The sequence below is a fragment of the Niabella sp. genome (assembly GCF_030150205.1).
Classification (GTDB): Bacteria; Bacteroidota; Bacteroidia; order Chitinophagales; family Chitinophagaceae; genus Niabella.
Genome location: NZ_JASLGT010000002.1, coordinates 18,408 through 32,750, shown reverse-complemented (window position 1 = coordinate 32,750; position 14,343 = coordinate 18,408). Strand labels below are relative to the sequence as shown.

The 14,343-nt window shown below is 47.3% G+C and carries 11 protein-coding genes; 3 read left to right on the top strand and 8 right to left on the bottom strand.

Annotated elements, in window-relative coordinates; genetic code table 11:
• Window position 1 precedes the first annotated feature (1 nt).
• The 3 genes from Q1V85_RS00700 to Q1V85_RS00690 all read right to left on the bottom strand — a co-directional run bounded on the left by Q1V85_RS00700 (window position 2) and on the right by Q1V85_RS00690 (window position 3,203).
• Window positions 2-1,330, bottom strand: a complete 1,329-nt coding sequence (locus tag Q1V85_RS00700) for an amidohydrolase (RefSeq protein ID WP_300596400.1) — start codon at window positions 1,328-1,330, stop codon at window positions 2-4.
• 76 nt (window positions 1,331-1,406) lie between these two features.
• Window positions 1,407-2,255, bottom strand: coding sequence for an AraC family transcriptional regulator (locus tag Q1V85_RS00695; RefSeq protein WP_300596398.1), 849 nt, complete (start codon window positions 2,253-2,255; stop codon window positions 1,407-1,409).
• Between the two features lie 48 nt (window positions 2,256-2,303).
• The gene (locus Q1V85_RS00690) at window positions 2,304-3,203 is read right to left on the bottom strand and encodes a LysR family transcriptional regulator (RefSeq protein ID WP_300596395.1); all 900 of its coding nucleotides are present in this window, start codon (window positions 3,201-3,203) and stop codon (window positions 2,304-2,306) included.
• A gap of 82 nt (window positions 3,204-3,285) precedes the next feature.
• On the opposite strand from Q1V85_RS00690, the gene Q1V85_RS00685 reads away from it, so the two are divergent.
• Together Q1V85_RS00685 and Q1V85_RS00680 are read left to right on the top strand one after the other, a co-directional pair.
• Window positions 3,286-4,002: a class I SAM-dependent methyltransferase gene (locus tag Q1V85_RS00685; protein ID WP_300596393.1), complete on the top strand. Its 717-nt coding sequence runs from the start codon at window positions 3,286-3,288 to the stop codon at window positions 4,000-4,002.
• A 148-nt stretch (window positions 4,003-4,150) separates the two neighbouring features.
• Complete coding sequence (locus Q1V85_RS00680) at window positions 4,151-5,524, top strand: aldehyde dehydrogenase family protein (protein ID WP_300596391.1); 1,374 nt, start codon at window positions 4,151-4,153, stop codon at window positions 5,522-5,524.
• A 146-nt stretch (window positions 5,525-5,670) separates the two neighbouring features.
• Here the strand turns inward: Q1V85_RS00680 and Q1V85_RS00675 are convergent, their stop codons facing one another.
• From Q1V85_RS00675 to ade, 5 genes are all read right to left on the bottom strand, one after another.
• The gene (locus tag Q1V85_RS00675) at window positions 5,671-6,006 is read right to left on the bottom strand and encodes a YegP family protein (RefSeq protein WP_300596389.1); all 336 of its coding nucleotides are present in this window, start codon (window positions 6,004-6,006) and stop codon (window positions 5,671-5,673) included.
• A gap of 267 nt (window positions 6,007-6,273) precedes the next feature.
• Window positions 6,274-7,008, bottom strand: a complete 735-nt coding sequence (locus Q1V85_RS00670; protein ID WP_300596387.1) for a response regulator — start codon at window positions 7,006-7,008, stop codon at window positions 6,274-6,276.
• Entirely contained in the window at window positions 7,005-8,051 is a 1,047-nt protein-coding gene (locus Q1V85_RS00665) for a histidine kinase (RefSeq protein WP_300596385.1), read from the bottom strand. The genes Q1V85_RS00670 and Q1V85_RS00665 overlap by 4 nt, the downstream gene beginning before the upstream one ends.
• 156 nt (window positions 8,052-8,207) lie before the next feature.
• A complete protein-coding gene (locus tag Q1V85_RS00660) occupies window positions 8,208-9,029 on the bottom strand; it encodes a DUF5668 domain-containing protein (RefSeq protein WP_300596384.1) in 822 nt (273 codons plus the stop codon).
• A gap of 154 nt (window positions 9,030-9,183) precedes the next feature.
• Window positions 9,184-10,833: an adenine deaminase gene (gene ade, locus Q1V85_RS00655; RefSeq protein ID WP_300596382.1), complete on the bottom strand. Its 1,650-nt coding sequence runs from the start codon at window positions 10,831-10,833 to the stop codon at window positions 9,184-9,186.
• Window positions 10,834-10,935: 102 nt separating this feature from the next.
• On the opposite strand from ade, the gene Q1V85_RS00650 reads away from it, so the two are divergent.
• The gene (locus Q1V85_RS00650; RefSeq protein WP_300596380.1) at window positions 10,936-14,337 is read left to right on the top strand and encodes a glycosyltransferase; all 3,402 of its coding nucleotides are present in this window, start codon (window positions 10,936-10,938) and stop codon (window positions 14,335-14,337) included.
• The last annotated feature ends 6 nt before the right edge of the window (window positions 14,338-14,343 follow it).

The window sequence follows — 14,343 nt, the reverse complement described above, 5'->3', positions numbered from 1 at the left end:
TTTAAAATACAACATTGCCGCGGTGAATGAGGGAGCGCACCGGCGAAATACGGGATACGGCTTCTGCCGAGCAGCTGGCATCGATCAATACCAGGTCTGCCCTGTCTCCTGCCTTCGGCCATTGCCGGTTCCCCTTATCATCCAGCGGCAGTACATTATGAGTAGCCAGCTTCAGGATGCGCGACAAATCAAATTCGGTACGGTAGCCATACAATTGGGCTGCAAGATTGGTTTTCTGCAACACACTTCCGGAGCCAAACGTGTTCCAATGGTCGATGATACAGTCATTTCCCGCACGTACATCTACCCCATATTTATACAAAGTAGGAATGGGCATGATCATGCCGCCAAACGGAATCGTAGACATAACGCCCACCCCGGCATTTCCCATTTTCTCCGCCATTTCCTCCTGCTTCTTCCGGTCGAGATAGGCCAGGGCAAAACAATGACTAATAAACGTTTTTCCTTTTAAAACCGGATTTTCATTCACCTTGTTCACCAGGTATTCAATAGTCTTCACACCGGATTCGCCGCCTTCATGTAAATGAATATCGATGCCTTTTTTATAATCCAGTGCCAATTGCACTACAAAGTCCATACTCTTCTCAATGCTGCCATCGATGGATGTAGGATCCAGCCCTCCGATATAGTCTACCCCCATCTGTGCCGCTTCCTTCATCAGGGCCGCTGAATCTGTATAAAAGATACCGTGCTGCGGAAAAGCCACCAGTTCGGCTTCAAATGTATCCTTTTTATGCTCCAGTGCCTGCTGCAGATGCTTTAACGAATCCAGCTTTGAAGTGGGCTCGATGTTAACATGACTACGGGCGATATTGCTACCCTTCGACTGCAGCAGTTCGATCAGTTTTTCTGCCTTGTAAGTAGAATTTTTCAGCAATTCCGGAATGATCTGCTGCTCCAGGGCGATCATGCCCTTTACCCCACCCTGCCGTTTACCGGTAGCCTTCCATTTTTCACCATAGTAGGTTTTATCCAGGTGAATATGCATTTCCTTGAAGGCCGGCAATAATAATAACCCTTTGGCATCGATACCTTTTGCCGCAGGATTATTGGGCAATACCGATTTTATTTTCCCGTCGCTGATCTCAATGGTGAACAATTCCGTTTTTGTACCACTCACTTCCTCCCCCTCATATTCAAAACCGGTTTCCAATCGCACATTCTTTAATGTAAGCGTTTTTCCGGGTGCCGCCATCGCTGGATTGCTTGCGGCAACTGCCTGTCCGGTAGCCAGTAAACTGCTGCCGGCTGCAAAAAGAATGGAAGAGTTCTTAATAAAATCTTTCCGGGAAATGGATCGGGGTACCATAATGCTTTAATTTTTTACAAAATTAGCACCCGCCTTTATCCCGGCGATGGAGGATTTATGCCATAACTTGTAATATTTATAACTGATCCCGGAACTCCCTTGGGCCGAATCCGGTTTTACTTTTAAAAAAATTGGAGAAATAGGCAAGATCGCTAAACCCCAGCTCATAAGCTATTTCCTTTATCGATTTTTCGGAAACCTGCAGCAGCCGTTTTGCCTCCAGTATCACACGGCTCTGGATCAGGAACGTGGCCGGCACATGAAAATGCCGTTTGCAGAGAATGTTTAAGTAGTTGGCTGTTATATGTAGCTGACCCGCATAGAAGGTCACCGATTTCTGCTCCTTAAAATGAAGATCTACCAGCGATTGGTATTTTAACAATACCGGGCGCGCCCTGTATACCTCAAAATCTTCAAATTCCCGTTCGGCTTCCCTGCTGGCCAGCTGCGCGATTAAACGGGTACGAAGCGTGATGATCTCCGATTGAACCGGATGTTGTTCCAGTTCTTCTTTTACAGAGCGGAATTCATACAGCAGTTTTTTAAATACAGGCTCCGGAAGATCCAGTACCGGGTGATGCTGATACAGGAAAAAGGAAAACCGCAGCGCATCGGAAAAGGTTTCAAACACCGGCCGGCTGATCATGAGCTGAAACCCCGATGTAATTTTTCCCAATTGCCAGCTATGTACCTGATCTGGGAACAAGAGGTGCAGCTGGTGCTGCTTCACCTTATAATCTACAAAATCGATGGTATGAACACCGCTTCCTTTTTCGAATAAAAGAAATAAGAAAAAATCATGTTTATGCGGCTTTTCAATAGACCGCTCCCCATGCAGCTCATGATAGGCCAGGTGATCTTCGGATTGTTGCGTTGCATTAAATTCCCGGATCCCGAAAATGGGGAAAGGTTCTTTTGTTCTCACAGATGAAAGTTACAACATTTTAGATGCCCTGCCATATTCACCTGCCTGCTAAGCGCTGCGTTTCCTTAAGGTGCGTTCAAAATGCTTATACGCCTTTTCCAGCAAGGACACAAAAACCGGTAAGGCAGGCTGCCGGTTTTCACGGTCAAAAACCAGCACGGTTTCCGTACGTACCGGTAGTTGCTGCAATGATATAAAATCCAGGTACGTAAAACGGAATAACCGCCGAACCGATTGCGGAACGATTGCTACCCCCATACCACCGGCCACCAGTTCCAGGATCGAAGGCATATTATTACATGCGTGCACCACCTGTGGCTCAAATCCAAGCTGGTGGCAGCAATGGATAAATTGTTGATGGTAATCCGGTGCGTCATCCTGATTGAAGGAAACAAAAGGTTGTGTAGCCAGCTCCCGTAAGCGTATCTTTTGTCCCTTCGGCTTTGCCAGACAAAAATACTCCGTCAGCAATAACCGTTGCTCCAGTTGTTGCGTTAACACGGGCGCCCGCATAATACCCAAATCAAGCGTGCCGCTTTCCAGCGCCGCCCGTTGCCGTTGTGTAGCCGCCTCATACAGGTTCACCCGTAAAAATGGATATTGTTCTTTTACCGTTTTCAGGATACCGGCAAGAACGCTCCGGGGTGTGGAGCTGATATACCCCAGCCGGAAGGTACCCGCCAGGGATTCATGGATCTGCCGCGCCTTTAGCTTCGCCTTTTCCAGTTGTTGCAGCAGGGTTGTACTTTCCGATAAAAAATACCGCCCGGCCTCCGTAAGCGCCACCCGTTTGTTATTCCGCTCAAACAGCAACAGACCAAGTTCCGTTTCAAGCTCCCGGATCTGCCGGCTTAACGGCGGCTGCGAGATAAATAGTTTTTCAGCCGCTTTTCCAAAATGCAGCTCTTTTGCAAGCATTTGAAAATACAGTAAATGACGAATTTCCATGATACCTTTGAAGTATTGATCAATGATAAAAATAGCATTTTAAAGTATCGATTAGCGTTTTAATTTTGGATCAAAACCACATATGGAACAGAAATCAACCTTAAAGGAAATAGAGGAACGCTTCGACCGGGATGTGGCGCGTTTCTCAAATCTTGAAACCGGGCAGCAGACCACGCTGGACGCCGCTTTTAACATGGAGCTGATCACCGACGGCATCATCGCCACCCATCCGGACCTGAAAAAAATACTGGACATTGGATGCGGCGCCGGTAATTACCCGGTAAAGCTGTTGTCAAAAACAACTACCCATCCGGATGTAACACTGGTAGACCTGAGTCAGCCCATGCTGGATAAGGCTGCAGAACGCGTACAACCGCATACCAATGGCAAGGTGACCACAATAAAGGGCGATTTCAGAACGGCGATGCTGGAAGAAAACGCCTATGATATTATCATTGCCACGGCCACCCTGCATCATCTGCGGGATGACGCCGATTGGGAAACCGCTTTTGCAAAATTTTACCGGCTTTTAAAACCCGGTGGCAGCATCTGGATCTTTGACCTGGTGGCCGAAGACCTCCCGGCGCTTCAGCACCTGCTTTTTCAACAACATTATGGCAATTATCTCATCAGCCTGAAGGATGAAGCCTACAGGGATCATGTATTTGCCTATATCGAAAAAGAAGACTCTCCCAGGAGCGTGCGCTACCAGGCCAGCCTGCTGCAACAATCAGGCTTTAAAACAGTAGCGCTGCTTCACAAACACCTTTGCTTCGCTTCTTTTGCAGCTTTTAAATAGTTGCGGCTGATCAAGTACATTTGACATTCTTAAAAATCTTGTCGAAATTTGTCAGGCGAAGAAAAGCTCCTGTTTTTACAGATGCCCGTAACAATATCCCGGTACCCTAACGGCAGCAATGTAAACAGGATGCATAAACAAAAGCATTATGACAGGTCTGAGCAACGATTTAAATACCATGCGCAGCTTTTTCCAAACCGGCGCCACCCGTTCCCTCCCATTCAGGAAAAAGCAACTGCAGCAATTAAAAGAAAGCATCCTGCGCCACGAAGAAGCATTGAATGACGCATTGTTCCAGGATCTGCATAAAAGCAAAGAAGAGGTTTGGATCACCGAAACAGGAATGGTCATTTCGGAGATAGATGCCTGTATCCGTTCGCTGGATGAGTGGATGGAGCCGCAACCCGTTGCAACCAATCTCGTTAATATACCCGGCAAAAGCAGTATCCTTTATGAGCCACTGGGACTGGTATTGATTATCGCTCCCTGGAATTATCCGTTTCAATTGCTTTTTATGCCGTTGATTGGGGCTCTTGCCGCCGGCAACTGCGTAGTATTAAAACCCAGTGAACTGGCGGCTGCTACGGAAAAGGTTATGGGCCAGATCATCCGCGGGGCCTTTCCCTCCAACTATGTGCTGTATGCGCCGGGGGAAGGCGTTTCGCTCATTCCCCTGTTAATGGACCATTTCCGGTACGATCATGTTTTTTATACCGGAAGTACCGCCGTAGGACGGATCATCTATCAAAAGGCAGCGGCGCAGCTTACACCGGTAACACTGGAACTGGGCGGAAAAAGTCCGGGGCTGGTTACCGCTGGTGCCACCTTAAAAACAGCCGCCAAACGGATCACCAATATCAAATTTTCCAATGCCGGGCAGATGTGTATCACCCCCGATTACCTGCTGGTACACCATTCCGTTAAGGCGGCGTTTATTCAGTTACTAAAGACCACGATCCTGAAATTTTACGGAGCAAATCCGATCAGTAGTTATGACTATGGCCGTATCATCAACAATAAACATTTTCACCGCCTGAAGCAGTTAATGGACGGGCAAACCATTCTTCATGGCGGCGAACACAACGAAGAACAATTATTCATTGCACCCACACTGATCGATACCCCTTCCATGGATGCACCGATTATGAAAGAAGAAATTTTCGGGCCCCTGCTGCCCATCATTGGTTATGAAACAGAGGAGGAAGCACTCGCGATCATCCGGCAAAATGAAAATCCGCTGGCCTTTTATGTGTTTACCAATGATAAAAAAGAAGCGGACCGGTGGCTGCAGCAGGTGTCCTTTGGCGGAGGCTGCGTAAACACCGCAGCAATGCATTACCTCAATAAAAACCTGCCCTTCGGCGGCCGGGGCAATAGCGGCATCGGGCGTTATCATGGCCGGTTTTCTTTTGAAACCTTCAGCCATGCAAAGGGCATTTTAAAAGCCCGCAACTGGCCCGATATTCCCCTGGCTTATCCTTCACTAAAAGGCAAACTGAAAACCTTAAAAAAAGTAATATAACAGTATTGCGCCAGGAAAGGTGCACTTTATAAAACATAAAACCGGATGTAAGCTGAAACCATTCAGTCTACATCCGGAATACAAAACACCCTGGGAGCGTTTTAAAAGTGCGTTAAGATCCGTGCATGAACCAGGCTTCCTGAAGCTTAATCATCTGTTTCATCCACCGTATCGGCATCCGGCGCATTCTTCTTTACGGATTCAATACCGTTTTCCCGTGCCGCTTCCGACTCGTAAAGTTCACTTTGGCCAATAACCTGGCCATTACCGGCTTTCAAATTAAAAAAAGGTTTGCCGTTAGACGATGTTTTACGCTCATAATGGCCATCATCCGGTGCATTTTTTTGTACAGAAGCAATACCATTTTCGCAGGCAGCTTTCGTGGTATAGCCTTCACTGGTAAGGATCACCTGGCCATTGCCGGCTTTCAGGTTAAACTGGAACTCGCCGTTTTTTCTTTTGGTAATTACAAATTTTCCCATAGTTAATTGTTCTTTAAGGTAAGGCAATAAATTACTAAAATAATTGATGTACTAAAGTTAAGGAAACCTGTTTATAACATTCATCACGAATACCCATAAATCTTTTCCGCTGTACCAGGATGGTGCTCAAAAGAACCATGAGGCGGTCCGATAGCGCTCATCACCCTTCCGTTATGAATATTTGAACAAAGAAGAGCAGTCGTTCCTGTTATATCTGCGTAAAATCAGCGCTGTCTGCGGGCAAAGAGCTACCGTCCCGGTACCGGGTTACAACCCCAATACCGCCTTCAATTTTCCGTATCCGTTCCGGCTTACATTGATCTTTGTACCGTTCTTCAGGATGGCTACATGCCCGTCTTTTTCATAAGGATCAATACGTGTGATCTCATGTATATTCACAATATAGGAGCGGTGGCTGCGTACAAACAGGTCGGCCGGCAAAAAGGCTTCAAAAAAGGACATGGTTTTATTTTTAAGGAAATAGCCATCCTTTGTAAAGATCTTTACAAAATCATCCGCAGCCTCCAGGTACAATACTTCCTGCACCGGAATGATCTTGATCTTACTTCCGTTTTTTACCACGATCCGGTTATTGGAATTGGGCAGCTGTACATCATTCAGCAGCTCCTGGGTGTTGGTATGGCTTACTTTGTGCTGGGCCAGGAATTTGTTCACCGCTTTATCAAAGCGCTCCTGGTCAAAAGGTTTTAGCAGGTAATCTACCGCATGCGCTTCAAAAGCTTTAATGGCATACTCATCAAATGCTGTGGCAAAAACAACGGCCGGCGGCTCCTCAATCAGCTCCAGCATTTCAAAACCACTGATCTTCGGCATCTGGATGTCCAGGAAGATCAGGTCCGGCTTATGTTCCTGGATGGCTTTCATCCCTTCAAACCCGTCGCCGCATTCCGCCACCAGCTCCAGCTGGGGATATTTCTGCAGGTATTCCTTTACCATACTTCTTGCCAAAAATTCGTCGTCGATGATGATTACTTTGCTCATGCCTGTTGCGGTATTTTTACGATTGTATAATATGTATTGTCTTTTGTTTTTGTAGATAGCAGGTCATTCCTTCCGTACAGGAGGTATAACCTTCTTTTTATCGAGCTCAGCCCAAACCCCGTACCCGTTTTAGGCAGAGAGGTTTCCGGATCAAAAGGATTGCTCACCAAAATGCACAGCTCCGATAATTCCCGGGTACTCTCGATGGTGATCAGCGTTTCTCCGATGGTATCATAAAGCCCGAATTTGATCGCATTTTCAACGATCGGCTGAAGCAGCAATGTAGGCAATTGCAGTTCTTTTGTTTCCTCTGCAATAGAAATGGACGTCATCAGCCGGTTTCCAAAGCGCACTTTTTCAATTTCCAAATATAAGTTCAAATAACTAACTTCTTCTGTAAGGGAGATCATCTGCGACTCTTCCTTTTTCAGCGTTCCCCTTAAAAAATCAGACAGCTGCTGCACCATCCGGCGCGCCTGCTGTGGGTTTAGCCCAATCAGGGCATTAATCGAATTCAGGCTGTTGAACAAAAAATGCGGCTGCAATTGCTGGCGCAGTTTAAACAGCTCCGCTTCGCGCGACAACCGGTCCGCATCCGTACGCCGCTGCTCTACCTTCTGCCGTTCTACCCAATTATACCACAAAATAGCGGCGATGGTCAGGATGGTGAGCACAAGGAAGGCAAAACCCGCCCGGATGATCAGCGAGTTTTTAAGAAACGTGGCATAGGCTTCTGAATCGCCCAGGAATATTTTTAAAAAGGTGTTGGAAACAAAAAGCCATAAGCCCGTCAGTACCAGGCAGGCAGCAATCACGCTGGTATACTGGTAAGACGAAGGCAAATAATATTTGGTTACGTTCAGCATCAGCAAACCAGCCACCAGCAGCAGGAAATTGCTCAGCAGGCTGTCTGTAAGCACCGTATACAGCGGAAAGAACGGGAAATTGTTGCGCAGGAAAAATACCTGAGCGTTCACCAGAACCACCCAGGCTATGATCAGGGGTGTTAGAAATCTTTTTGCTGTTAACGGGGAGGAAGACACTGAATTTATTTGGAATTTGAGATTTGAGATTTGGAATTTGAGATTTAACATTGACAGCGCACGGTATCCTGGTCTGATCAAAACGCAATGAATACCCTATTGACCATTGCCTGTTCACCATTCACTATTGCCTATTCACTATTGCCTATTCACTACCTAAAAACTCTTAATATCAATGCCCCCTAAAATTACGGTTCCTTTTAACACCAGCGTCTTTGTAGTATCCACATTGCCCATCGACACCCGCTTGTCCTTTACCTCTCCCAGTATCGCCACCGCTTCAGAGATCACATTCCAGTGAGAGGGGATCAACAGCGTTGCTCCGCCAAAAATGGCGGTAACCTCTAATATGGCCGTTCCGCTGATATCGGCCTGCAACAGGTCAATTTCACTACCACCGAATACATTAACCATATCTCCACCCCTGAAGTTCTTGGATAATACTTTTTTCTTGGTACCTCCAAAAATAGAAGTAGCATCAATGATGTCCTCATTACTGATATTTCCGCGATAGGTCTTCTTTCCTGTCGGATCACCGGTAACCGGATCCTGTGTTATAAATTCATAGGTTTTCTTAGGTCTCAAAATAAAGAACAGGCCGGCCCCTATCAAAGCAATAGGAAAGATGAATTTTTTCAGGGCGTTAAACAGAAAGAACTCGTTTACAAGGAAAAGAGACCCCACCAGGATCAGGATCAGCCAACCGGGCCCCTGGAAATTTTTGCGAAAACCGACAAAGATTCCCAATACGATCAGTAACATTTGCCAGGACAACATAAAATCCGGGAAAACGAAACCCATTCTTTTCAGCAGGTACACCACTCCGATCAGCACTAAAAACAGGCCTACCCAAATATGTCCCTGCGCATTCCGCTCCTTAAAATATGGCTGCTGAGACCCGGTGGTCTTTGTCTCGGGGCGGTCAGTTTTTTCTGATTTATTATAGAATTCGGTATTGTACGGATTATTTTCACTCATTGTTCACTGTTTTTTGTAAAAATACCCCCCTAAGATAGGCCTTACAACAGATTTTTCGCATGTATACGCCAGATATCGGTAAATGGGCAGATTGCCACGGCGAATGACAAGCCCTTTTTTGAGAAAATCCGGTTTGAACGGTAAAATGCTCGTTTTATTGGGTGATCAATTCAAATTTCTGGCCATCGAAAAGCCCTTTATCACTGAGTTTGAGAGCAGGAATGACCAGTAAGGCCATAAACGAAAGCGTCATAAAAGGAGCCGAAAGCGTTGAGCCCATTGCCTTTACCATCTGGTCGATGGCCGTATAGGCTGCTGCCACCGCATATCCGTCTTCATTGCTCATTAAACCGGCCACCGGCAGGGGTACGATCATTTCCTGATCATGATCAACCGCCGCCACACCCCCTTTTGCATCGATCACGAGATTTACAGCCCGGCACAAACTTTCGTCATCCACGCCTACTGCAATAATATTATGACTATCGTGCGCTACAGAGGAAGCCATGGCACCCCGTTTTAGCCCGAAATTCCGGATAAGGGCCATGGCAGGCACCGCCTCCCGGTACCGGTTCACCACCGTAATTTTCAGCAGGTCCTTTCCCGGATCGCTCACAAACTGGCCACGATCCTGTGGAAGCTGCAGGTACAATGCATTGGTGATCAGCTGGCCATCCAGGGCCTCGATAACCGGAATTTCCGGTGCCGCGGTAACCGGCATCCTGAAATCAGCAACGGTTTTCGGCCGGCACTCAAACTGGTTAATGATCCCGGCCCGGGAGGCCTGGATCAGCGTTTTGCCGCCGGAAGCCACCAGGGTTCCGTTAATATAGGTTTCCAGTACTTTAAAATGCTGTAGATCTTCAATCAGGATCAGATCCGCCGGATCGCCCTTTTTCAGTTGTCCCACATCCAGTCTATAGTGGGTAACAGGATTTACACAAGCCGCCTGTAGTACATGAAACACATTCACGCCTTTTTCTACAGCCCGGGCACATAAACGGTCGATATGACCAGCTTCCAGGCTATCCGGATGTTTATCGTCGCTGCAAAACATTATGTCCTCCGGGTAATCATTCAGCAGATCGATCAGCGCCTCAAAGTTCTTGGCAGCACTGCCTTCCCGGATCAGGATTTTCATACCCGCCTTTAACTTATCCAGGGCCTCCTCCTTTGTAAAACATTCGTGATCCGTTCCCCGTAGCCCGGCAGCATTGTCCGCAATGGCCTCCGCGTATTGCCGGGCGGCCGCACCCCTTAACCCGGGGGCATGGCCATCCACCGGTTTCCCGGCCTTATGCGCCGCCTTTATTTTTTCCATCACTTCCGGATCTGCTGCCAGCACACCCGGAAAGTTCATCATCTCGCTCAGGTACCGGATCTCCGGATCCTGCAACAATTCCGTTACCTCCGCTACTCCAAGCCGCGCTCCTGCCGTTTCAAAACTGGTAGCCGGTACGCAGCTGGGCGCGCCGAAATTAAAATGAAACGGTACCGTCTTCCCGTTTTCGATCATATAGCGCACACCCTCCATCCCGCACACATTAGCGATCTCATGCGGATCACTCACGGTAGCCACGGTTCCGTGTACTACTGCAAGCCGGGCAAATTCCGAGGGCACCAGCATGCTGCTTTCGATATGCACATGACTATCAACAAACCCCGGCAGCAGATACGGGTAGCCGGCTACCGACTGCTCTTCGATCACCTGTATATCCCGGATGCCTTCTTCATTAAACGTCACCAACGCAAAAACAACAGCGCGCTGCCGAATATCTACAAGATTTCCCTTTACCTGTTTCATGACATCTATCATTTGAGTAAATGTAAAAAATTGTTTCAGAATAAAATAACACCCCGCTTGAAGAGGATCATTTAGCCTGTAATTTTGCACTAAATCATTTATATGTCCGGGGATCCTCAGATTTTTCAAACGGAAAGCAGAGCGCGGTGGAACACGTTTAAGTGGATTAGCCGGCTACTGGTGTTCCTGGCTATTGCAATGATTCCGCTGGCTATTTTCTCCATCAGCAGGGTAGACAACCTGCTGCTTCCCGGCCTCGCTAAGGCAGATACCAACCGGGCCATTCACCTTACGATACCGAAGACCCTGAGCGAAAAAGACAAGAAAAAATACAAAGGCATGCAGGCCTTTATCAGTGCCCGGGCACAGAACAATGCTTATATCGCGCAGGAAAAAAAACGGCCCAAAAGCACAGGGATCCGTGCTGCCTTTTTTGTAGACTGGGATCCGCAGTCGCTTTCCTCCTTAAAATCAAACGTCGACAAACTGGATATGGTATTACCGGAATGGTTCCTGCTCGATCCGGATGCCGACACCCTCCGGCCCAATATCGACAACGACGCATTACAGATCATGCGGAAGGCGAAGGTTTCGATCGTGCCGATGTTGAGCAATGTTCAAAACGGGGATTTTGATGGCAAACTGCTGCACCGGATACTCAGTAACCCGCAGAAAAGAAACCGGCTGTTGAAAGATATTCTCAGTACGATCGATAAATACAAACTAAGCGGCATCAACCTCGATTTTGAAGAGCTGAAGGAGGGAACCCTGCCCTACCTCCGCCAGTTCCAGGAGGAATTGTACAAAGACCTGCACAGCCGGGGACTGTTGGTAACACAGGACATTTTACCGAATGACGATAATTATAACATCGCCGAAATTGCCAAACTGAACGATTATATCTTCCTGATGGCCTATGACCAGTTTTACGATACCAGTATTCCGGGCCCGGTAAGTGATCAACACTGGATTGAAAAAGTACTGGACAATGCAGCCAAAAATGTACCCTCAGAAAAGATCGTACTGTGTATGGCCACCTATGGCTACGACTGGCCCGAGAACCGGGCGGCTCAAAACCTTACCTATGCACAGGCCATATCCGCGGCCAAAGAACACAATGCTGATATCACATTCGATAATGCCACCTATAATTGCCATTTCAGTTATACGGATAACAGCAATGTAAAACACCAGGTGTGGTTTAATGATGCCGCAAGCAACTTTAATACCATGCGCTTTGCAGATGATTATGGGGTAGCCGGAGTAGCCATCTGGAGGTTAGGTGCCGAAGATCAGCGGCTATGGACTTTTTACAAACGGAGCCTGACCACCGAAGCCATGCGCTCGCAAACCCGGTTGTTCACGCGTTTGGAAAACATCCCCGTCTCTTTCGAGAAACCCGATTACGTGGGCGAAGGTGAGGTACTGGATGTGATCTCCGAACCCCAGAACGGCCGCATGAAAATAACGGCGGATACGCTTAACGACTACCTGATACAGGAAGAAAAATACATCGAGCTGCCTACTAAATACGTGATCCGGAGGTTTGGCCAGGTAGTACCGGGCAAGCAGGTCCTGCTTACTTTTGATGATGGTCCGGACCCCGAATACACCCCTCAGATCCTCAAAATATTAAAACAGGAGAAAGTACCAGCAGCATTCTTTGTAGTGGGTATCAATATTCAAAATCATTTACCGGTATTTGAACAGGTTTATAAAGATGGTTTCGAGATCGGTAATCACACCTTTACCCATCCCAACATTGCCAGTGTTGGGCTCCGGAGGGCACAAACGGAAATTGACGCTACCCGTTTTTTAATAGAAGCTGTTACCGGTCGCAGTACCATCCTGTTTCGCCCGCCTTTTAACGCGGATGCCGAACCAACACTGCAGGTAGAACTGCAACCCGTTGCCCTAAGTAAAAAACTAAAATACTATGCAGTGGGTGAAAGCATTGATCCCGAAGACTGGGACATCGACAGCGCGCATGTAAATGCCGATAGTATTTACAACCGTATTGTACGTCAATACGAGGCCATGACTTATAAAGACCGGGGCATTATTTTATTACACGATGCCGGTGGCAACCGTCAGGGCACCGTAGATGCATTACCCCGTATTATTAAATACTTTAAAGACCGGAACATACAATTCATTACCGTTGCCCAGCTGCTGAATCTTACCCGGGACCAGATCATGCCTCCTGTGAAGAACGACATGCTGCAGGCCGATAGTTTTGCTACCAAACTTGTATTTTGGATATCACAATTTTTAACCACGGCGTTCTGGCTGGCGATCTTCCTGGGATTAGGCCGCGTTATCTTTATGGGCATCCTGGCCGTTTTGAACTACAGGCGGCAGAAAAAAGAAACCCTTCCCCCATCGGGAGCATTTAAAGAAAAAGTAAGCATCATTGTTCCCGCATATAACGAGGAAGTCAATTGTGTGCGCACTGTTCAAAGTCTTTTAAAACAAGATTACCCGAACCTCGAGGTCATTTTTGTAGATGACGGTTCAAAAGACCATACGTTTAAAAACATCAGTGAAGCCTTTGCTGGTCACCCCAGGGTAAAAGTGCTGACCAAGGCCAATGGCGGCAAGGCATCGGCATTGAACTTTGGAATTGCACAGGCATCATCCGATTACCTGGTTTGTATTGATGCCGACACCCAGTTAAGAAAGGATGCTATTAGTCAGCTCATGCGTTATTTTGTAAACGAAACCATTGGAGCCGTTGCAGGTAATGTAAAAGTAGGAAACATCAATAATGTGCTTACCCGCTGGCAGTCGATCGAATACATTACAGCCCAGAATTTTGACCGCCGGGCATTCGATTATATCAACGGGATCACTGTAGTACCCGGGGCAATCGGAGCGTTCAGGAAAGAAGCCATTGTGGAAGCCGGTGGTTTTACAACCGATTCGCTGGCCGAAGATTGTGACCTTACGATCCGCATTCTGCGCAAAGGATATGTTATTCGTAATTGCAATGATGCGGTTGCCATTACAGAAGCGCCCGAAACCATCCGGCAGTTTTTAAAACAGCGCTTCCGCTGGAGCTATGGAGTGATGCAAAGTTTCTGGAAAAACAAAGATGCCTGCTTCAGAGCCCGTTATAAAGGATTGGGCATGGTATCCCTTCCCAATATCCTTTTATTCCAGATCATACTTCCCATTATTGCGCCCATTGCAGACCTGTTGTTTTTCTTTTCCATTTATTACAACAGGCCCACGGCGCAGCATACCAGCTGGGGCGATCTCAACCGGATCCTGTTGTATTATGGCATCTTCCTTGTTGTAGACGTACTGGTTGCTGTTTTCGCCTTCAGCATTGAAAAGGAGAAAAATTACTGGCAGCTTTTATGGCTCATCCCTCAGCGTTTCGTATACCGGCAAATTATGTATATCGTGCTTTTCCGGTCGCTCCGCCGCGCAATCAAAGGTGAAGGCCAGGGCTGGGGAAACCTGAAACGAACCGGGAATGTTGTTTTAAAGGAACCGTAACCGGTG